Consider the following 20,529-nt stretch of genomic DNA (forward strand, 5'->3'; position numbering starts at 1 on the left):
ACTATTCAAGCGCCAGTATAGTAATTTATTACTTATAAGTAACTAAGGAAAATTAAAGTGCCTACTTCACTGATTACTTACTTTTAGTTAGAATTAATGAGCACGTCAAGTTACCAAATAATTTATCAGAGGAGATGGCACGATGCCTAAGTATAAATTTTTGCAACCTTATACATTTCAGAATGGGGTTCAGATTAAGAATAGAATTGTGATTCCACCAATGACTGAAGCGTCAGCTTTACAGGATGGCACGATATCAATGGATGAATTGCATTACTTTGATCTTCATACAGGTGGTGCTGGGATGTTTATTATTCCAGTTGCTAATGTATCTGCAAATGGTAAGGGATTTGAGGGAGAATTTTCCGTTGCTGACGACAAGTTCTTGCCAGGTTTGAAGAAGCTATCTTCAACAGTTAAACGTAATGGTACCAAAGCTATTTTGCAGATTTTCCATGCTGGTAGAATGAGTAATTCAAAAATTCTTCGAGGCGAGCCAATCGTTAGTGCCAGCGCCGTTGCGGCCAAACGTCCTAACGCAGAGACTCCTGAAGAGTTAACCAATGAGGAAATCGAACAAATTATCGAGGACTTTGGTCAGGCAACTCGTCGAGCAATCGTTGCGGGATTTGATGGCATTGAATTACATGGTGCCAACACTTATTTGATGCAACAGTTCTTTTCGCCACACTCAAATCGCAGAACTGATAAGTGGGGCGGCACGGTTGATAAGCGAATGACATTCGCACTTGAAATTATCAAAAAAGTTAACCAAGTAATTAAGGAAAACGCTTCTTCACCATTTATTGTTGGTTACCGGATTTCTCCAGAGGAGATTGAGGAACCAGGAATTCGCATTGAAGATACTTTGAAGTTTGTTGAGGTGCTTGCAGATCAAGGGATTGACTATTTGCATATCTCAATGGGTAACGCCTGGAGAACTTCATTGAACAACAAAGACGATAACGAGCCACTTATTGAGAAAATCAAACGACAAATCAACGGTCGTTTACCACTGATTTCAGTTGGTTCCGTTGAGACACCTCAGGATGCTGAGAAGGTTATGGATGCTGGCATCGACTTCGTGGCATTAGGTCGTGAAAGTCTACGTGAGCCACATTGGGTGCAAAAGGTTGAGTCTGGACAAGAAGATGCTATTCGATACACAGTTGCTCTTCAAGATTATCCAGAATTAGGGATCAATCCGTCGTTTAAAGAGTTTTTGGATATGTTGCATACAGATATGCATATCGTCGGTCAAGACGTGGCAAAGGATGATTTTAAAGGACACCTTGGATCACTGGAAGGAAACTAAAGAACAATTTGCAGATTTTCATTAAGCATTAGACGAATTAAAGTGATACACAACTCAATTAAAATGTGTTAATAAATATTGGTTTTGGTTCAATCTCAGGTAATTGTGGTCGGGAACTCTAGTGACCAGATTATATTTTGCGAGGTTCAGATGATAATTCGTTGACATTAACTGAACACTAAATGGTCTCAGAGTCGATTATCTGAGTTGAATTAGAATATATAAAAGTAAATATCTAAAAATGATACCTGACCTCAAGTAATTGAGGTCAGGTATTTTTTTAGGTAAATATCTTGAGAAATTAAGATTTCTTGCCGTATTTACTGAATGTAAATTATATTGACTGCTAAGTCATTGACTCGTCGGTCAATAAGAAATATAATCTAGACAAATATAAGGAGGCACTATTATGGCAACCGATAATGTGGTTTTACACTTAGATCATTTACAAAAGACATTTGGAAAATTTCAGGCACTGAAAAATATTACTTTTGATGTAAATAAAGGCGAAGTCTTTGGATTTATTGGCCCAAATGGTGCCGGTAAGTCGACTACGATTCGAACTTTATTGGGAATTCTGAAGCGCACTGACGGCGAAGCTACTATCTTCGGCGAAGACGTGTGGGCCAACCGAGTTTCTATCCATAAAAGAATTGCGTATGTGCCAGGAGACGTTTATTTGTGGCCCAATTTAACTGGTGGCGAGATTATCGATTTATTCTTGAAGATGAATGATAACCGCCACACCAAACGAACCGATGAATTAATCGGTAAATTTGATTTAGATATTACCAAAAAGGCGCGAACCTATTCCAAAGGTAATCGCCAAAAAGTGGCTTTAGTGGCGGCTTTCTCAACGGATGCTGATTTGTACATTTTTGATGAGCCCACCTCAGGGTTAGATCCCTTGATGGAAGAAATTTTTCAACAAGAAGTGCTGCAATTAAAGCAAGAAGGAAAAAGTATTTTACTTTCCAGTCACATCCTTTCAGAAGTTGAGCGGATGTGTGATCGAATTGGCATTATTCGAGATGGTGAAATCATTGAGACCGGAACTTTAGACGATATGCGCCATTTAACCAGAACTCAGATTACTGTCACAACTAAGGAAAATATTGATGATTTGGATGAAAATCCAGCGGTGCAAAATCTCAGTCAAAGTCCACAAATAGCAAACAAAGTGACATTTGCAGTGGATTCTGACAATATCGAAACCATAATGCAGTATTTAACGACCAAAGGCATTCTGGCATTACAAAGTACGCCACCTACTTTAGAAGATTTGTTCTTACGTTATTACAAGCAAAGCTCTGATCAGGATAGCTCCGGGGTGAGTGATCATGAAAAATAATTTTGATAAAACTGTTTTTTTGACACGATTTGGACTTCGTCGAGATAGGTGGAGTCTAGTTGCTTGGATTCTTGTTTTGGCAGGATTGATGGCCTCAGTGGCCTACAAGTTTGAAGGAATCTATGGTACTTCGAGTTCGATAGCGGCCATTGAAAATACGTTAAAATCGCCAGCGATGATTGCCTTATTTGGTAAATTCAATACCCCAATGAAACAAAGTGCTGATGTTTTCGGCACCGAAATGCTTATTTTCATGGCATTGATGATGGTCATCATGAATATTTACTTCGCAATTCGGGGTTCCAGAAATGAAGAGGATAGTGGTTTAACTGAATTGCTAGCCTCCCATTCAATTGGACGGATGGCAAATATTTTAGCCGTTTCACTTGAGCTACTATTAATAAACGTTGTAGTGGGGATTCTATTTAGTATCGGAATTCAATTCAGTGGGATGCAAGGCATTGATACCAATGGGTCTTGGCTATTGGGAATGGTTTTAGCTTCAGTAGGATTGTTTTTTGGTATGGTGGGATTGTTAAGCGCACAAATTGCAGATAATAGTCGCAATGCGACGACAATCAGCTATGGAATTTTCGGTTTATTCTATATTTTGAGAATGTACACTGATTTAAAGAAACCAAGCGCCACGTGGCTCAATCCGTTTGGAATTATTGAAAAAATTTCTGCTTTTCATAATAATGACTGGCGGCCAGTTTGGATATTAGGTGTTGTGAGTCTTGTAGTTTGGGCGCTAGTGTTGTTTGCCAATCAACATAGAGACATTGGTTCTGGTCTCATAGCTACTAGGCCAGGACGGGCAAACGCGAGTTCCTTCTTGAGAGGACCGATTACTTTGGTTATGCAACTTCATCGGACCAGCATTATTGTTTGGATCATCGGCTTATTCATTCTGGGCACTACTTATGGATCAATTTTTAATACGATTGGCAATATTTTAAAAACGAATCCGACTATGCAAACGGTATTCGGCAAAGCTGCGGTAAATGCTGCAAATCACCAAATATTGCTTAACTTTGTTTCAGTGATTACAATTGTTTGCGTTGGATTAGCTGCAATCCCAGCGATTCAAGCGATGAATAGCCTAAAAAAAGACCAAACAAAAGGTTATCTTGAAAATATTTTTGCTAAGCAAGTTTCGAGAGTCCATGTCTTTGGTAGTTATTTAATTACAGCCATTATTGCTGGTGAACTGAGTTTTATCGCATCTTTAATGGGACTGTATCTGGCTGGAAATGCTGTTTTAAATCATGGTAAGTTAGGCTTTCAAATTTATTTGAATGCGTTTATTGCTTACAGTCCAACAATTTTGACGGCAGTGGCAATTTCAGCATTTTTCGTTGGTATGTGGCCTAAAGGAGCACTTGCATCATGGATATATGTCTTTTATGGAATCTATTCTATGTATTTAGGTAGCCTATTAAAATTACCAGAATGGGCGAAGAAATTTACTGCATTTGGCTGGGCAAACAAGGTCCCAGTGCATCAAGTTGATTATGGTTATTTCGGTGTGTTGATATTAATAACAGTTGTTTTAATTGCAGTAGGTATCTGGAGATATCAACGAAGAGACTTAAGTTAAGGGGTTTAAAGTATGGAATCTACAAAACAGGTGCCTAAAGATCCACAAAAAGTTGAAAGAATATTGACTAATTCGCTCAAAGTGTTTGCGGATAAACGATATCAGAGGACAAAAGTTGATCAAATCGCTGAAATGGCGAAAGTGTCAAAGGGTATCATTTTTAGATATTATGATAGTAAGTTTGGCTTGTATAAAAGTACATTACAATTTGCGGTTGATAATATTATGCGTTATGCAGATCTTTCTGTTTGGAAAGATTCTCATGACCTGACAGAGATGATCGTCAGAGCAACTAAGTACAAAATGCAGTTACAAATTAAGTTTCCTGACGAGTTTAAAATTTTGCTGGATGCGTATAGCGATGTCAATGATTTTAATGATGAAAATCGTGAATCGGTGCATCAAGTTGTTGGTGTGAATTTGAACCAAGCCATGGAACTTAGTGGGCCTGTTCTTGATCGTCTTGATATCCGTGATGATGTGGATATGAAAGTTGTGCAGGGTATGTTTAATGCAATCATGCTTCAGATTGGTGAAGAAACTAAAGCGTATATGGAACAGCATCCTGATGGTGACTTGAGTCAAATGACTGATATTATTGAACATGCAAAAGGTTACATGGGGATATTTGAGCGAGGAATTAGTTCAAAGTAAATGTTAGTTTTTTTTAGATTGTAAACACCTGATCTCAGAGTATTGAGGTTGGGTGTTTTTTTATACTTTGAGGTAATGGATAACGAAGACATCGTTAAGGAGCGACCACAATGGATATAAAAATAACACCTTTAAAAAATATCACGGATCAACATTATCAATTGTTGTTAGAAGCAGATCCTAACAAGCAGTTAATTGAAAGATATGTTCAGAGAGCATTTTGTTTTGAAGCTAGGGATGAAAGTGATTTAGTAGGAATATTGGTTCTATTACCCACACGACCTGACACATTGGAAGTCGTTAATATCGCTGTGATAGCAGAATTTAGAAACCAAGGGATTGGTCGTCAACTTCTGATGTTTGCTGAGGAATATGCTAGAAGTAATCACTATATCTCACTTGAAATTGGAACGGGCACGACTAGTTTAGCCCAACATTATTTGTATTAAAAATCAGGTTTTCGTGTGACGGGAATAGATTATGATTTTTTCACTATTCATTATGAAAAACCAATCATTGAAAACAATCTAAAATTGCGAGATATGGTTCGTTTGAGGAAAGTTATCAAGTAAGTCAGTTGCCGGTGAATTTCACAAGTAAATCGTTGATGTCCGCTAGAATGCTGTCTAATTAGCCTTTAACTGTCTTTTGCATGTTGCGCATTGTCAAAAATAATCCTATGATTAATAGTGTTGTGACAAAGAGAATAACCTGATGTTTCAAGTCATTAGGTTAGTTGGGAGAGTCAGATGGTCAATGGATAATTCAAAAAAGATTACATCGAATGGAACCTATCATTTATCAAATAAGCATCACATGACGATTCAGTGGGGCAAAATAATCGGTGGTGAAGATGTCCCATCGACTAAGGCCTCAGTGAAGGATAAATCTTCAATTGTTGGTCGGGTTGGTATTCAAATGTTATCATGTGGAACAGGGGCATGGCGGGTTCGTGATGGAATGAATAAGATCGCTAGAGCACTTGGCATAACTTGTTCAGCAGATATTGGTTTGACTTCGATCGAATATACTTGTTTTGACCAGGAACATAGCTATTCACAAACATTGGCATTACCAAGTACAGGTGTTAATACCGATAAACTAAATACTATGGAGCATTTTGTGAATGATTTTGAGAGCAAATTCTCACAATTATCAATTCAAGAAATTCATAGATTTTTAGATAAAATTCAAAAAAAGCCTGGTAATTATTCTGCGTTGGTTGCAGGTGGAGCAGCTGCAATGGCGTGTGCAGCCTTCATTTTTCTTCTTGGAGGCGGACCAATTGAAATGCTATGTTGTTTCTTCGGTGCGGGAATCGGTAATTACGTCCGTCGTAAGATGATCGATCACCATTTAACTACGGTCGCTGACACTGCAATCGGTGTTGCGGTTGCTTGTCTGGCATATTTCATAATCTTCAAAGGATTAGAGTACGGTTTACATATTGGTGGCCATCATGAAGCTGGCTACATTGGTTCGATGCTTTTCGTGATTCCTGGTTTTCCGTTTATCACTAGTATTTTAGATATTACTAAGTTAGATATGCGGTCGGGCTTGGAACGTTTGGCTTATGCGACGATGATTACAGTTATTGCCAGTCTAGTTGGCTGGTTGGTCGCCATGATGGTTGATTTTCAGCCTGAAAATTTTGCACCGTTAGGCTTAGGTGTGCTGCCATTGATGTTATTAAGAATTCCGGCTAGTTTCTGTGGGGTCTATGGTTTCTCAATGATGTTTAATAGCAGTCAAAGGATGGCCATTACTGCTGGATTGATTGGAGCAGTTGCTAATACTTTACGTTTGGAATTGGTTGACTTAACCAACATTCCAGCCAGTGCAGCAGCATTTATTGGCGCTTTACTAGCTGGACTATTGGCCTCATTTATCAACAAATACAATGGTTATCCAAGGATTTCATTGACCGTCCCATCAATTGTTATTATGGTTCCCGGTCTTTACATTTACCGAGGAATTTACTACATCGGATTGAACACGATTGGTTTAGGGGCATTGTGGTTAACCAAAGCCATCTTGATAATTATGTTTTTACCACTTGGATTATTCGTTGCTAGATTCTTGCTGGATCGTGATTGGCGGCATTTTGATTAATATCCTGAATGAAGCTAAGCAAAAAGAAATAATTTGTTGCTGACATCGAGAAGCGGATATGATATGATGTTGTCTGTTCTGTATTAGTAATACGGGACAATCACTTAAGTCATTGAACTAAAACATTGACATTCAATGGGTCAATTGGTTATGATTCAGTTGTGACATAAAAGTGATTCAATGATAAGAGAAGAGTAACTAAATTACTTATTTGTAGCGAATTCGGGTTGATGGGAGCCGGATAGTAAGATTTAGTGAAGCGCGCTCTTTAGAATTTTAAAGTTAATAATTAAGCGGATATATTTATATCAATTAGAGTGGTACCGCGGGTTTATCTCGTCTCTTGCAATCTGGTTTATGTTGCAAGGGACTTTTTTTATACAATTTTTTTGGAGGTTATGATATGGATTATAAAGCGCAAGTTACAAATTCAATTTTAGGTGCATTAGACGGTGAATTAACTTCAGCTGAAGTTTACCAAAAGTTAGAAACACCCAAAGATCTTGCTATGGGAGACTTAGCATTCCCAGCATTTACTTTGGCAAAAGTGCTACACAAGGCACCCAACATGATTGCTGAAGAATTGGTTTCCAAAATCGATACTTCATCATATGACAATGTTGAAGTTAAGGGAGCCTACATTAACTTCTTCCTTAACAAAGCCCACATGAGTAATGAAGTCATTACAGATGTCCTTGAAGAAGGCGCTGCATATGGCCAAAATGATTTAGGAAAAGGTGGCAACGTTCCTATTGATATGTCATCACCTAATATCGCAAAGCCAATCTCAATGGGTCACTTGCGTTCAACAGTTATTGGTAACTCAATTGCTAAAATCTTGGTTAAGAATGGTTACCATCCAATCAAAGATAATCACTTGGGTGACTGGGGAACTCAATTCGGTAAATTAATCGTTGCCTATAAAAAATGGGGTAACGAAGATGATGTTAAAGCTGACCCAATCAACAACTTAGTTAAGTATTACGTTAAATTCCATAAAGAAGACAAAGAGCATCCTGAATTAGATGATGAAGCTCGTGAATGGTTCAAGAAGCTTGAAGACGGTGATGAGGAAGCCACATACCTATGGCAATGGTTCCGTGACGAATCATTGAAGGCATTCAATCAAATCTATGACAAGTTGGGTGTTGATTTCGATACTTACAATGGTGAAGCATTCTACAACGACAAGATGCAAGCTGGTATCGATATCTTAAAGGACAAAGGTCTTCTTGAAGAATCACAAGGTGCCCAAGTTGTTAAGCTTGATAAGTACGACTTGAACCCTGCTTTGATTCTTAAGAGTGATGGTGCAACTCTTTACATCACTCGTGATATTGCAACTGCAATTTACCGTGATCACACTTACAAACCAGCAATGAACTTATACGTCGTTGGTTCAGAACAAACTTACTACTTCCAACAATTAAAAGCAGTCTTGCTTGAAATGGGCTTGCCATCTGCAGAAAATCTTCACCATATTCCATTTGGTTTGATTACTGTTAATGGAAAGAAGCTTTCAACTCGTTCAGGAAGAATTATTCTTTTGGATGAAGTATTGGATGAAGCAATTGATTTGGCTCAAAAACAAATCGAATCTAAGAACCCAGATCTTCCTAACAAAGAAGAAGTTGCTAAAGAAGTCGGAGTTGGTGCCATTATCTTTGGTGATTTGAAGAACGAACGTACAAATAACATTGACTTCGTCCTTGAAGACCAACTTAGATTTGAAGGTGAGACTGGACCTTACGTTCAATACTCACACGCCCGTGCTGAAAGTATCTTGAAAAAGGCCGGCGAAGTTGATTTCCACACTGCTGACAAATCAATTACAGATGAAAATGCTTGGGAAACTATCAGAACTCTACAAGACTTCCCAGAAGTTGTTAAGAGTGCTTGCGTTGATTTCGAACCATCAGAAATCGCTAAGTATTCATTGAGACTTGCTAAAGCATTTAACAAGTATTACGCTCACTCAACCATTTTGGGTGACGACGAAGGATTAGCCGGCAGATTATCATTAGTTAAAGCCGTTTCAATCGTTCTAAAAGAATCACTTAACTTGCTTGGTGTTAAAGCACCTGATGAAATGTAATTTTTTAAAGCCTGCCATTTGGCAGGCTTTTTTATTTGTTAACGGATTACTTAAATTTTTTAAAAAGTAATTTAACTTTTTTACTGGAATGAGGCCGAATGAACTCGTTGTGATACAATATCCAAGTAATATAAAAGGAGATCATGTATGAATAACAATTCTTCAGGCTTTTTTCAAAGATTTAAAGCCAAGATAAAGCCGATTCATCAACGTGTACGACGAGTGAATAAGAAGTTTCATTTACTCAAATGGATGACGGTTGTTGTTTTAATGCTTATTCTTTGTTTAAGTTCATATTTAACTTATATGGCGAAAACTGCCCATGTTGATAATCTTGAGTCTTCATTATCAAAAACAACTGAGATTTTTGATGTCAATAATAAAAAGGCGGGGGAACTATACGCTCAAAAAGGGACTTATGTGAATCTTAACCGGATTTCAAGCAATATTCCTAAGGCGGTTTTATCAACCGAGGATCGTAATTTTTATCACGAATATGGTTTCTCAGTGAAAGGTATGGCTCGTGCGGTATTGCTCTTAATAAAGAACAAGATATTAGGACGAGATTATATCAGTGGTGGTGGTAGTACTTTAACGCAACAACTGGTGAAGAATGCCTATCTTTCACAAGAGCAGACCTTCACGAGAAAATTAAAGGAACTATTCCTATCGATTCAAGTAGAAAATGATTACACGAAACACCAAATTTTGACTATGTACTTGAACAACGCGTACTTTGGTAACGGGGTTTGGGGAGTGCAAGATGCTTCTCAAAAATACTTTGGTAAGAATGCATCACAACTTAACCCAGCAGACTCGGCTGTGTTAGCGGGGATGTTAACTTCTCCTAGTGCGTTTAATCCGATTGATCATCCTGTTGCGGCTAGAGATCGGCGGAATGTAGTTTTGCAATTAATGGTTGAAAACAAAAAAATAACTCAGAGTCAGGCGAATTACTATAAATCAACGCCAATTGAGTTAAATGATACTTATGTTCGAAAAGACGGTTACAAGTACCCATATTACTTTGATTCAGTTATTGATGAAGCAATTGATAAGTACGGCTTAACAGAGTCTGAAATCATGAATAAGGGTTACAGAATCTATACTAATTTAAATCAAAACCAACAAGCTGCAATGCAACAAAACTTTGATAATAATCTTTTGTTCCCAGCCAATGCAGCTGACGGTATTCAAGTGCAAGCAGCTTCTGTTGCTGTATCACCAACAACTGGTGGAGTTAGTGCTGTTGTTGGTGGTCGTGGGCAACATGTTTTTAGAGGATTTAACCGTGCTAATCAGATCAAGCGACAACCTGGATCGACGATGAAACCATTAGCTGTCTATACACCCGCTTTGCAAGCAGGGTACAAGTATGATTCTAGTCTAGTAGACAAGAAGAAATCATATGGTTCAAATCATTACACCCCCAAGAATTATGACAATCAGTATCAAGGTAGCGTGCCAATGTATGAGGCTCTTGCACAATCAATGAATGCGCCAGCCGTTTGGTTGTTAAACCAAATTGGGGTCAACAAAGGGTATGACTCAGTTAAGAACTTCAACATTCCGGTTACTAAGAACGACAAGAACTTAGCCTTAGCCCTTGGTGGATTATCGACTGGTGTTTCACCACAACAAATGGCGGGAGCATACACAGCCTTTGCCAATGGTGGTAAGGTGATGAAGCCGTTTTATATCAGAAAAATTGTTGATTCAACTGGTAAGGTCATTGTCGATAATACTCAGACCCAAAGTGGTCGCCAGATTATGTCTTCTGGAATTGCCAAGGAAATGACTAGTATGATGTTAGGAGTCTTTAACAATGGTACCGGTGTCGATGCCAAACCTTATGGCTACTCAGTGGCCGGAAAGACTGGTAGTACTGAAGCTGATAATACTGGCTCTAGCGATGCCACTAAGGATAAATGGATTATCGGATACACTCCTGACTTAGTTGTTGCCACATGGGAAGGATTTGATAGCACAAATTCCACTCACCATTTGGAAAACTTAAGTGGGACTGGTGTTGGAGCATTATTTAGAAATGAAATGCAGACGATGCTTCCATACACTAAGAATTCTAGTTTTGATACAGAAGATGCATCGACATTAGCTAAAGAGAAGAATAACAACTCGAATAATTCCGTTTGGAATACAATTCAGGATAAAGCTAATCAAGTTGGTAGCGCCTTAGAAGACAAAGCGAAAGATTTGATTGACGGCGCTAAGAGCTTGTTTGGTGGCGGTAATTAAAAATCTCTGAGTGAGATGGTCAATATATGTTAAACTATTACTAACTAATAATTAAGGTGGATATTTATGACTGACGATATTAAAAATGCTGCAAGTGCATTACAAGCTCAAGTAACAGAAGCACCAGAATTCAAAGAATTAAGTGAAGCTTACGCCACATTAAAAGCTGATAAAGACACCTTTGAATTGTTTGAAAATTTCCAAAACATGCAAATGTCTTTACAACAAAAACAAGCTTCTGGCCAACAACCATCTGAAGATGAATTGACTCAAGCTCAAACTATGGCTCAACAAATGAGCACTAATGGTAAAATTACTGATCTCATGAATAAAGAGCAAGCACTCAACAACTTATTGAACGATATCAACAAAATCGTGACTCAACCAATCGTTGATTTATATCGTAATTAAAGAAGAGCACCAAAGTTAGTGAGCGATTCGCTAATTGCGGTGTTTTTTTGTACATATATTAAAAAGGAGATAACAATGAAGTTTATTCATGCAGCTGATATTCACCTAGACAGTCCTTTCTCTGGACTGATTCAAAAGAGTAACTTGCCGGCTAAACTTGAAACGGCAATCAAAGAGTCAACTTTCAACTCATTTAAACAAATTGTGGCGGATGCTATCTCAAACGAAGTAGATTTCGTGATTATTGCTGGAGATTTATTTGATAGAAATGAACGAAGTATTGCTGCCGATGCATTTATTAACGACCAATTTAAATTACTAGATGAACGTAATATCCCCGTATTTTTGATTTTTGGAAATCATGATTTCTTTAATTTTGACAACAAAACATTAAGTTATCCGGATAATGTTCACGTATTTAGTAATGAAGTAACCACTAAAGAGATTACGTTAGATAATGGTCAAACTGTAGACTTATCAGGATTTAGCTTTAAAAATCAGTGGATTCATGAAAGCTATGCTGACAGTTTTCCAGTTAAGGGCAATAGTGATTGGGCAATTGGAATCATGCATGGTAGTGCCGATTCAATTGATTCTCCAGAGGCCAATTATGCGCCATTTTCAGTTGGCCAATTAGAAAGCAAACACTACGATTACTGGGCATTAGGTCATATTCATAAGCGACAATCTTTAAATGATGCCAAGACTATCAATTACTCTGGCAATAGTCAGGGAAGAAGTATCAATGAAAGTGGAGATAAGGGGTATTTGCTAGTTTCTAGTCAAGGAGACAAGTTAGTCCCTGAATTTAAGAAAACCGCAGTAATTGATTGGCAATTGCTTACCATTGATGTGGACAATCTTGATACCAATCAAATTGTTGAGACTACCATGTCTCGATTAGCTGAATTGCAATTAACGACTACCACATTAGTCAGAGTTGTTTTTAAAACAGAACGGCCAAACGCAGAAATCAGCATGAACATTAACAATGGAGACCTTTTAGCGGTTATTCAATCGGCTAACTCAAAGGAACTTTCATCATTGTATGCCTTCGTGGTGTCACTTAAGTATCAGGTAAATGATTCTAAGATTGATACTCCACTGGATCAAGAATTTTTTGATCAGGCAACGACAGATGTGCTGAATGGTCAAACTATTGATGAGTACAAGAATTTGTTCGGCAACTATGATTTTATTTTGGATGATTTAAATAATTCAGAATCAGTTGATGAAATTCTGCAAACTAGTCAACAATTAATCAGTGAGAAGGTTAACTATGGCCAGGAGGACACAGAGAATTGATAATTCAGAAGTTAGAAATTTACGGTTATGGTAAGTGGTCAGATCAAACCATTGAATTAAATGCACCGATTCAAATGATTATTGGCGCAAATGAGGCCGGCAAATCAACAATCGTCGATTTTATCAAGTCAATATTATTCGGTTTTCAAACCAGCCGACAGGCCGTTCATGGAAAATACATTCCAAAGGATGGTAGCAAATATGGTGGCGAAATCTACTTTGAAGAATCTAATCAGCAATATCGAGTAATCAGAACTAAGGGAACTCATGGTGGTAAAGTGCGATTCTTTAATCTCAGCAAAGATATTGAACTGACCAAAGAAGATTTTGAAGAAATGATCGCACCCATCGACAGAGATATTTACGATAATCTGTTTTATTTTGGTGAATATGCTCAAAGTGATTTATACAAGATGGATATCACGGAACTCCGTCAACGGATTCAAGAACTCGGGGTTACCGGTGCAAATAAACTATTTGATTTAAGCGCTGATTTTGATAGTCAAGCTTCTGCTATGTTTGCTAAAAAAGGAACCAAGCGACAAATAAATCAGAAGTTGCGAGACTATGATCAATTAAGCAAACAAGTGGATGAAGCGAAGGAAAACTTTGCTGAATACCAGCAATTAACTAATGATATTCAGATTCAGAGCCAAAAGAATGGCGACTTGCAATCAAAATTGAAGACAGAGCAATCAAGACTAAGTAAGTTAGAATCTCAAGCCAGAACCATTCCATTATTGACAGAATTACAACAGTTACCTGAAGTAAATCAGTCAGATTTAAAGGATGGTTTTTCAGATAAGGACAAGAACCAATTCGCAGCTTATCTGGCAGAAAAAAATCAGAGTGAAAAAGAGTTCGTTAAAATCAAAGACCAGCTGACTGATCCGCAACTGGCAGTTACATTGTCACCAGCTGCAACTTTTTATAGACAAAATGAAGGACAAATTACAGACCTCTTGTTAGACGCGGTTTCTATTCAGGATAAAGTATCGCACTTAACGTATAATCAAGAGAGTAAAAACAGCAACCAAGAAAAAATTAACTCGCTTATGTCCGAGCATAATTTGGTCGATCCGTTACCTGCACCATTTGATGAGGAAACAAAACAAAAGGTTTCTGGTTTGTTGGACGATAAGGCACAGGCAGAAAATTATCAACAAAGTCGCAGTACTAACAAGCAAACGTTGACTATCACTAATCCAATGATGTTGGGGATAGGTGTGTTAATTGCAATTATCGGCTTGTTTATGAGTTCGGTGTTGGTTAAGTTAATTGGCATTGTTGCTGGGGCTGCATTCGCTTATTACTTTGGAATCGGTCATTCAAAGGCTGCTCCAGATAAAATGATCGACGAAGCTTCTGTGCAAGCTCGTTTGGACGATATTGGACGAAAATTTGAATTGGGTAACATTCCAGAAGATGAATGGTTGCCAATCCAAAATGTTTTATCACAAATCAATGACTTACAAAACGAAATTGAGCAACTAACAACTGCTTCAAAACAAATTGACGCTGATGTAAAAAATTACTTCAACCAATGGCAATTTGCCAACGATTGGTTGGCAATGTCAGCTGGTGCTCCATATTCTGAACGACTAGAAGTTATTAGAACAAGTGTCAGTCGTTGGCAAAAAGAATCGAATGAATCTCTAGCGACCGAAAATAAGCTCACTATGTTGCAAAATATGTTGACAGAACAACAAGCTGGCTTAGACAAGATCAATGCTACAATCAATCATTTCTTAACTGAACGACAGTTAACCAAGAGCGCTGATTTTGATGCAGAATACGCTAGACAACAAGTTATTGAGAAACAATTGGCCAAGCGTCAACAATTAACTGAACAGATTCAGTCTGCTAAAGTAACGATTAGTGCCGATAATGATTTGGACGCGTTACAAAATCAAGTTGAAACTGCCAGAAAAGATATTTCAGAATTACAAGCATCTTTGAATGAAAACGAACGAGCAGTCACAGAGAAACAAATTAGACTCGATCATTTAGTAAGGGATGGCGAGTACCAGCAGTTAAATCAACAACTGGAAAACATGAAGGCAGAGATTGTTGCTGATGTGCATAGCTTTGTTGCCTTATCAACTAGTGCTCAGTTTATTGGTAGAGTATTAGATATAGCATCCAAAGGGCGGTTACCTAAAATTTTGAATCAAGCTACGGAATACTTTGGCCTCTTAACGAATGGGAAGTATAAAAAAATTGATTTCGATGATTCGATTACCGTAACTTCAATTAATGACTACAATTTTGAAATTAATGAATTGTCCCGAGGAACTTTGGAGCAACTCTACTTGTCATTAGTACTCTCAATGGCGGTCAATTTTGCTGATACTTATCCAATGCCAATTGTGATTGACGATGGTTTTGTCAATTTTGATTCTCAAAGAAGACAAAATGCTTATCAATTGTTAAATAAGGTCGCAGAACGCACCCAAGTTATTTATTTAACTGCCAATGAACCGGTTGAAGATGTTAATATTGCTCAATTAAAAATTTAGTTTAACTAAGATTCTTTATAAAGGAGCGTAACTATGGCAAAACAATTAATGGATTTAACTGAAAATGAAGAATTTGAAATGTTTGTGATTTTAAAGAAGGCCGAAAAGCGAGTGGCCAAAAACGGCAAACAATTTTTAGCTATGACTTTTCAAGATAAATCCGGTGAAATTAATGGAATGTATTGGGACGCAAGTGATGAGGATGTTGAAAAATTTACTGCAGGGACGATCGTTCATTTAACTGGTAAACGCGAAAGTTATCTGAATAGTCCCCAAATTAAAATTTCGTCAATGAGTTTACCTAATGCTGATGAACACCTGGTTCGGGATGATTTCGTTCAATCGGCCCCAATCAAGATTTATGATATGAAAGCAGAAATTGACCAAATCGTCTTTTCCATTACCAATGCGACTTGCAGTCGAATCGTTAGATTCTTATTGAAAAGACATGGCGAGGCGTTCTTTGAATATCCAGCGGCTAAGTCTAATCATCATGACTATGAGGGTGGATTAGCATTTCATACGATATCGATCGTTAGATTAGCTGAACATATTGTAGATCAGTACAGTGGTATTGATGCACCGCTGTTATATTCAGGAGCTTTATTGCATGACTTAGGTAAGACTGTTGAATTGTCAGGACCTGTTGGGACGACATACACATTAGCAGGTAATTTGCTAGGCCATCTAAGTATTATTGATGCGGAGATCGTTGAAGCTGCTGATAGTTTAGGGATTTCACAAGATTCCGAAGATTTATTGTTATTGCGGCATATGGTACTTTCTCATCACGGACTAAAAGAATATGGTTCGCCTGAACGCCCACAATTACTAGAAGCAGAGATTCTCCATGATTTAGATGAAATGGATGCTTCAATCATGATGATGAAGAGGGCCATTAATCAGACACAGCCAGGGGAGTTTTCTGATAAGATTTTTGGACTGGACAATAGAAGATTCTATCGACCAACCAAAACCGAATAAAATATATGTACAAAAAAAGTGAGCAACTATAAAGTTACTCACTTTTTATTATTTACTGATTATTTCTTGCTACTTGATGAAGTAAGGTAATCAGCTAAGACGTTTTGAAGGTCTTTATCTTGAATTTGAACGTTACCCTTCTTCAAGACTTTTGAAACGACTGACTTAACAGTTGCACTGTCTTGAAGTTTGCTTTGAACGATTTGGTCCTTCAATTCACTTTCGTGATCTTTGTAAGAACCTTTCTTAGGATGGTTTACCATTTGAATTACTTGGTAACCATATTGAGTCTTAACAGGGGTCTTAGTGTATTGACCGTTGTTCAACTTGAAGGCAGCTTTCTTGAAGTTAGTATCAAGTGAAGTGTTAGTGTTATCAAAGGCTGCGATACGGCCACCCTTGTTCTTAGTAGCAGAATCAGTTGAATACTTCTTAGCTAAGCTTGAGAAGCTCTTACCGTTCTTAAGTTCACTGATAACTTTTTCAGCAGTTGATTTCTTAGCAACTAAAATTTGGTTAACAGTTACTTTTGGTTGGTAAGACTTGAATTGTTTCTTCAATTGAGCGTCTGTAATCTTGATATTATCCTTAACGGCTTCTTGAAGAAGAAGGTTAGAACGAATATCATTCTTAAGACCTGAAGCAGTCATACCATTTTGTTGTAGAACAGCGTTGAATGATGAACCGTATTGTTTCTTGTATTTGTTAAAGGCATCAGTAACTTTAGAGTCTTTAACTTTGTTGCCGTATTGTTTTTCCAATACTTTGTTCAAAATCATTTGTTGAAGTACTTGTTTACCACTTGAAGTACCTTTCAAACTACTGTAATAAGCACTTTCGGTGATTTTACCACCATCAGTTGTGGCAACTGATTTACTACCACATGCAACAAGAGTAAAACTAAGTAATACTCCGGCTAAAGCGATTAGCCATTTTTTCATAAATAAACACATCCATTTCTACAGATTTTTGGCTTGAAACCAAGCGTTCCTAAAAATAATAACATACAAATGCTACTATGCACTAACGTCAGCTAAATTTAAACAAATATTCAAAAAGATTAAACCAACCTTAAAATCTCACTTAATCAATGTCATTAAGCTCATCTGAATGCTTCTGAATCTCTTCAAGACGAGGTTCGATTTGAAACATTGCTTCATCAATATCTCTTTGAATATCATTCATAACGTCATTGATGATCGTTGATTTTTCTGAGAAATTATTGAGAGAATCTTTGAAATTATCCATCGCAGATTTGAAATTCACAATATCAGTTTTCTTTTGCGTAAACTTTTCTTTGGCATTCACCACAAATTCTTGCGGGGTTTCTTTTCTTGAGTATAAATAAAGACCTGCAAGGAGGGCTGAACTGCCGACGACCTTAAACAATGTTTTCATATTACTTACCCAGTTCCTTAATAATTGAATTTTGAATAGCCTCTAATTGTTCAGGGGTGTATTCATTGGAATTGTCTTTGAATGTCATGCTGAAATCATCATGATCAGTATAACGAGGAACTAAGTGGAAATGTGAATGAAATACTGATTGGTAAGCAATCTGACCGTTATTATTCACAATATTCATCCCTTGAATATCTGGATTTGATGCTTTGACAGCACGAGCAATTTTTGGAATTCTTGAGAATACTTCTCCAGCTAGTTCAGGGTCATATTCAAAGATGTTTGGAACATGTTTCTTTGGGATTACCAAGGTGTGACCTGGAGTTCCTTGAGAAATATCTAAGAAAGCTTTGACAACATCATCTTCGTAAATGGTGTAGCTGGGGATGTCACCCGCAACAATCTTACAAAAAATACAATCTTTCATAGCAATTTACCTTCTTTCTCATGCATTATACTTCGATTATAACATTGCTTAGTCGTAACACTAATTCAAAGTTCAGTGACCTATGTTATAATCGTCGATGTAAATTTATACGATTGGAAGTGGCATGTTGGCTTTAAAAATCAATAAGTTAGTTGGTGGCTATTCTTCAGTCCCCGTATTAAAAGATATTACATTCGACATCAAAGATGGTGAGTTAGTAGGACTTATCGGTTTAAATGGTGCCGGAAAATCAACAACGATCAATCATATTATTGGGTTGTTAACTCCTTTTTCAGGTTCAATTGAAATTAATGGTACGACTATTAGTCAAGATCTAAAGAAATATAAGGAACAGATTGCCTATATTCCTGAATCGCCAATCGTTTATAAGGAACTCACATTAAGAGACCATATTGAAATGACGATTATGGCTTATAGTTTGGATCATGATGAAGCTTGGCAACGAGCTCATGCTTTGTTGAAAACATTTAGGCTAGATAATAAATTAGACTGGTTCCCAGATAACTTTTCAAAGGGAATGCGACAAAAAGTGATGATTGTTTGTGCATTTATGACTAATGCCAAGCTGTTTATCATCGATGAACCATTCTTAGGCCTTGATCCACTGGCTGTTAGTGATTTACTACAACTTATTACTGATCGTAAACGTCAAGGTGCTAGCATTTTGATGTCAACCCATGTTCTAGACACTGCTGAAAAGTATTGTGATCGGTTTGTTCTGGTTCATGAGGGTCAGGTTCGGACTGAGGGAACTCTAGATGAACTTAAGGGTGAATTTCCAGAGGCGGGAGATTCATTAAATGACATTTATTTGACCTTAGCAAAACAGCAGGGTGAACGAGATGAATAGTTTGTTTAAAAACAGACTATCAAGTCATTTAACTGAAATGCTGAAGTATCTTCGTCTCGTATTCAATGATTACTTCGTTTTGGCATTGATGTTTATGATCGGTGGTTTAGGTTATTACTATTCAGGAGTTTTAAAAAGTCTTCATCAAGGTACTTGGTGGGCTGCACTGTTGATGATAGTTATTTTCACTGCTAGTTTGCAACTTGGTCGGCTAGCGACTTTACTAGAAGATCCAGATTATGTGTTCTGGTTGCCTAAAGAATCGGAAATGCATAGATATTTTAAGTCTGGGTTTAATTACAGTTTAGTAATTGCGATTGTGGTTCAGGTCGTCGTTTGGTTCATTAGTATGCCATTCATGGTAAGAACCATGCACGTACAGATGATTTTCTTATTGATATCATTGATATTATTAAAAATAACTTGGTTATTAAGCGACTATGTTAGAAAATTCAAAATTAAAACTTGGTTAGCTAATCGAACGATTATTAGGTTTTGTTTGCCTATCATTACGTTGGTAGCGTCATTTTACATTAACTCAATTGTGGGAATGATCATCAGTATCATTTTCTTATTGACATTGATGTGGTACGCCAGAAAATTATCTGGCAATGTTCCTGTGGACTGGCGAGATGCTATTGATGATGAGAATAGTCGAATGCATACGATCTATTCATTTTTCAATCTATTTACTGATGTCAAAGAGATCGGTGGTTCAGTTAAAAGACGTCGTTATCTTGACTGGTTAGTAAATCGCATTAAACCAAAAGCAGAAAACACTTACTTGTACCTGTATGCACATGGTATTATTAGAGATACAGAAATGAGCGGTCTCTTTGTTAGATTAACCGTGATTGGTTTAGTTTTACTTCTATTTGTTAGTGGAACTTGGCTACCAATTATTCTGGCTGTATTATTTATCTATTTGATTGGTTTTCAGTTGGTGCCATTTTATTACCATTTTGATGACAATGCCTTCGTGCACATTTATCCAATTGACCAAAAGAATCAATTAAGAAGCTTTCAAATCGTTATTAGGGATATGTTAATGGTCACTGCCATTTTGTTTGCCATCGCGGTGGCAATCGCAAATTGGGGTAATTGGACGACAATTGGTTCAGTAATCATCGTAGAGGTGATTGAATTGATCGGGTTCATTTACTGGTATGTTCCTAGTCGACTAAGACGAGCTGCAATAAAACGTTAATTAAAAAGCTGAGGTGATTTA

General features: G+C 37.3%; 16 protein-coding genes and 1 pseudogene. 14 read left to right on the forward strand and 3 right to left on the reverse strand.

All coding sequences use genetic code 11. The annotated features are described in order from the left end of the window. Positions 1 to 142: 142 nt before the first annotated feature. The 12 genes and pseudogenes from O0236_RS04535 (at position 143) to O0236_RS04590 (ending at position 16,602) form a co-directional block, all read left to right on the forward strand. Positions 143 to 1,315: an NADH-dependent flavin oxidoreductase gene (locus O0236_RS04535; RefSeq protein WP_268912928.1), complete on the forward strand. Its 1,173-nt coding sequence runs from the start codon at positions 143 to 145 to the stop codon at positions 1,313 to 1,315. A gap of 409 nt (positions 1,316 to 1,724) precedes the next feature. Next, on the forward strand, positions 1,725 to 2,666 hold the full coding sequence (locus O0236_RS04540) for an ATP-binding cassette domain-containing protein (protein WP_268912929.1): 942 nt from the start codon (positions 1,725 to 1,727) through the stop codon (positions 2,664 to 2,666). Further along, entirely contained in the window at positions 2,656 to 4,266 is a 1,611-nt protein-coding gene (locus O0236_RS04545) for an ABC transporter permease (protein WP_268912930.1), read from the forward strand. The genes O0236_RS04540 and O0236_RS04545 overlap by 11 nt, the downstream gene beginning before the upstream one ends. A gap of 12 nt (positions 4,267 to 4,278) precedes the next feature. Then, on the forward strand, positions 4,279 to 4,920 hold the full coding sequence (locus O0236_RS04550; RefSeq protein WP_268912931.1) for a TetR/AcrR family transcriptional regulator: 642 nt from the start codon (positions 4,279 to 4,281) through the stop codon (positions 4,918 to 4,920). Positions 4,921 to 5,030: 110 nt separating this feature from the next. After that, positions 5,031 to 5,492: pseudogene (locus O0236_RS04555) on the forward strand (GNAT family N-acetyltransferase). 184 nt (positions 5,493 to 5,676) lie between these two features. Beyond that, complete coding sequence (locus O0236_RS04560) at positions 5,677 to 7,032, forward strand: threonine/serine ThrE exporter family protein (RefSeq protein WP_268912932.1); 1,356 nt, start codon at positions 5,677 to 5,679, stop codon at positions 7,030 to 7,032. Positions 7,033 to 7,435: 403 nt separating this feature from the next. After that, entirely contained in the window at positions 7,436 to 9,127 is a 1,692-nt protein-coding gene (argS, locus tag O0236_RS04565; protein WP_268912933.1) for an arginine--tRNA ligase, read from the forward strand. A 147-nt stretch (positions 9,128 to 9,274) separates the two neighbouring features. After that, positions 9,275 to 11,383, forward strand: a complete 2,109-nt coding sequence (locus O0236_RS04570; protein ID WP_268912934.1) for a PBP1A family penicillin-binding protein — start codon at positions 9,275 to 9,277, stop codon at positions 11,381 to 11,383. 66 nt (positions 11,384 to 11,449) lie between these two features. Further along, a complete protein-coding gene (locus tag O0236_RS04575; protein ID WP_268912935.1) occupies positions 11,450 to 11,794 on the forward strand; it encodes a YlbF family regulator in 345 nt (114 codons plus the stop codon). Positions 11,795 to 11,869: 75 nt separating this feature from the next. Beyond that, positions 11,870 to 13,099, forward strand: a complete 1,230-nt coding sequence (locus O0236_RS04580) for a metallophosphoesterase family protein (protein ID WP_268912936.1) — start codon at positions 11,870 to 11,872, stop codon at positions 13,097 to 13,099. Then, on the forward strand, positions 13,096 to 15,618 hold the full coding sequence (locus O0236_RS04585) for an AAA family ATPase (protein ID WP_268912937.1): 2,523 nt from the start codon (positions 13,096 to 13,098) through the stop codon (positions 15,616 to 15,618). The genes O0236_RS04580 and O0236_RS04585 overlap by 4 nt, the downstream gene beginning before the upstream one ends. A 33-nt stretch (positions 15,619 to 15,651) precedes the next feature. Continuing rightward, entirely contained in the window at positions 15,652 to 16,602 is a 951-nt protein-coding gene (locus O0236_RS04590; RefSeq protein WP_268912938.1) for a 3'-5' exoribonuclease YhaM family protein, read from the forward strand. A gap of 59 nt (positions 16,603 to 16,661) precedes the next feature. On the opposite strand, the gene O0236_RS04595 is transcribed toward O0236_RS04590, so the two are convergent. The 3 genes from O0236_RS04595 to O0236_RS04605 form a co-directional block, all read right to left on the reverse strand. Then, positions 16,662 to 17,543, reverse strand: coding sequence for a peptidylprolyl isomerase PrsA (locus O0236_RS04595; protein WP_268912939.1), 882 nt, complete (start codon positions 17,541 to 17,543; stop codon positions 16,662 to 16,664). Between the two features lie 142 nt (positions 17,544 to 17,685). Further along, complete coding sequence (locus tag O0236_RS04600) at positions 17,686 to 18,000, reverse strand: hypothetical protein (RefSeq protein WP_268912940.1); 315 nt, start codon at positions 17,998 to 18,000, stop codon at positions 17,686 to 17,688. 1 nt (position 18,001) lies between these two features. Continuing rightward, positions 18,002 to 18,430 carry an HIT family protein gene (locus O0236_RS04605; RefSeq protein WP_268912941.1) on the reverse strand — a complete coding sequence of 143 codons (429 nt, stop codon included), beginning with the start codon at positions 18,428 to 18,430 and terminating at the stop codon, positions 18,002 to 18,004. 127 nt (positions 18,431 to 18,557) lie between these two features. Between O0236_RS04605 and O0236_RS04610 the strand changes: the two genes are divergently transcribed. Then, positions 18,558 to 19,301, forward strand: a complete 744-nt coding sequence (locus tag O0236_RS04610; RefSeq protein ID WP_329608919.1) for an ABC transporter ATP-binding protein — start codon at positions 18,558 to 18,560, stop codon at positions 19,299 to 19,301. Continuing rightward, positions 19,294 to 20,508, forward strand: a complete 1,215-nt coding sequence (locus O0236_RS04615; RefSeq protein WP_268912943.1) for an ABC transporter permease — start codon at positions 19,294 to 19,296, stop codon at positions 20,506 to 20,508. The genes O0236_RS04610 and O0236_RS04615 overlap by 8 nt, the downstream gene beginning before the upstream one ends. The last annotated feature ends 21 nt before the right edge of the window (positions 20,509 to 20,529 follow it).

The organism is Lentilactobacillus sp. SPB1-3 (assembly GCF_026913205.2).
Classification (GTDB): domain Bacteria; phylum Bacillota; class Bacilli; order Lactobacillales; family Lactobacillaceae; genus Lentilactobacillus; species Lentilactobacillus terminaliae.

Bases quoted from the DNA above. Each gene is read 5' to 3' on its own strand.
- O0236_RS04615 (WP_268912943.1), top strand. From the start codon at position 19,294: ATGAATAGTTTGTTTAAAAACAGACTATCAAGTCATTTAACTGAAATG.
- O0236_RS04600 (WP_268912940.1), bottom strand. From the start codon at position 18,000: ATGAAAACATTGTTTAAGGTCGTCGGCAGTTCAGCCCTCCTTGCAGGT.
- O0236_RS04545 (WP_268912930.1), top strand. From the start codon at position 2,656: ATGAAAAATAATTTTGATAAAACTGTTTTTTTGACACGATTTGGACTT.
- O0236_RS04540 (WP_268912929.1), top strand. From the start codon at position 1,725: ATGGCAACCGATAATGTGGTTTTACACTTAGATCATTTACAAAAGACA.
- O0236_RS04535 (WP_268912928.1), top strand. From the start codon at position 143: ATGCCTAAGTATAAATTTTTGCAACCTTATACATTTCAGAATGGGGTT.
- O0236_RS04595 (WP_268912939.1), bottom strand. From the start codon at position 17,543: ATGAAAAAATGGCTAATCGCTTTAGCCGGAGTATTACTTAGTTTTACT.
- O0236_RS04605 (WP_268912941.1), bottom strand. From the start codon at position 18,430: ATGAAAGATTGTATTTTTTGTAAGATTGTTGCGGGTGACATCCCCAGC.
- O0236_RS04570 (WP_268912934.1), top strand. From the start codon at position 9,275: ATGAATAACAATTCTTCAGGCTTTTTTCAAAGATTTAAAGCCAAGATA.
- O0236_RS04590 (WP_268912938.1), top strand. From the start codon at position 15,652: ATGGCAAAACAATTAATGGATTTAACTGAAAATGAAGAATTTGAAATG.
- argS (WP_268912933.1), top strand. From the start codon at position 7,436: ATGGATTATAAAGCGCAAGTTACAAATTCAATTTTAGGTGCATTAGAC.
- O0236_RS04580 (WP_268912936.1), top strand. From the start codon at position 11,870: ATGAAGTTTATTCATGCAGCTGATATTCACCTAGACAGTCCTTTCTCT.
- O0236_RS04560 (WP_268912932.1), top strand. From the start codon at position 5,677: ATGGATAATTCAAAAAAGATTACATCGAATGGAACCTATCATTTATCA.
- O0236_RS04550 (WP_268912931.1), top strand. From the start codon at position 4,279: ATGGAATCTACAAAACAGGTGCCTAAAGATCCACAAAAAGTTGAAAGA.
- O0236_RS04575 (WP_268912935.1), top strand. From the start codon at position 11,450: ATGACTGACGATATTAAAAATGCTGCAAGTGCATTACAAGCTCAAGTA.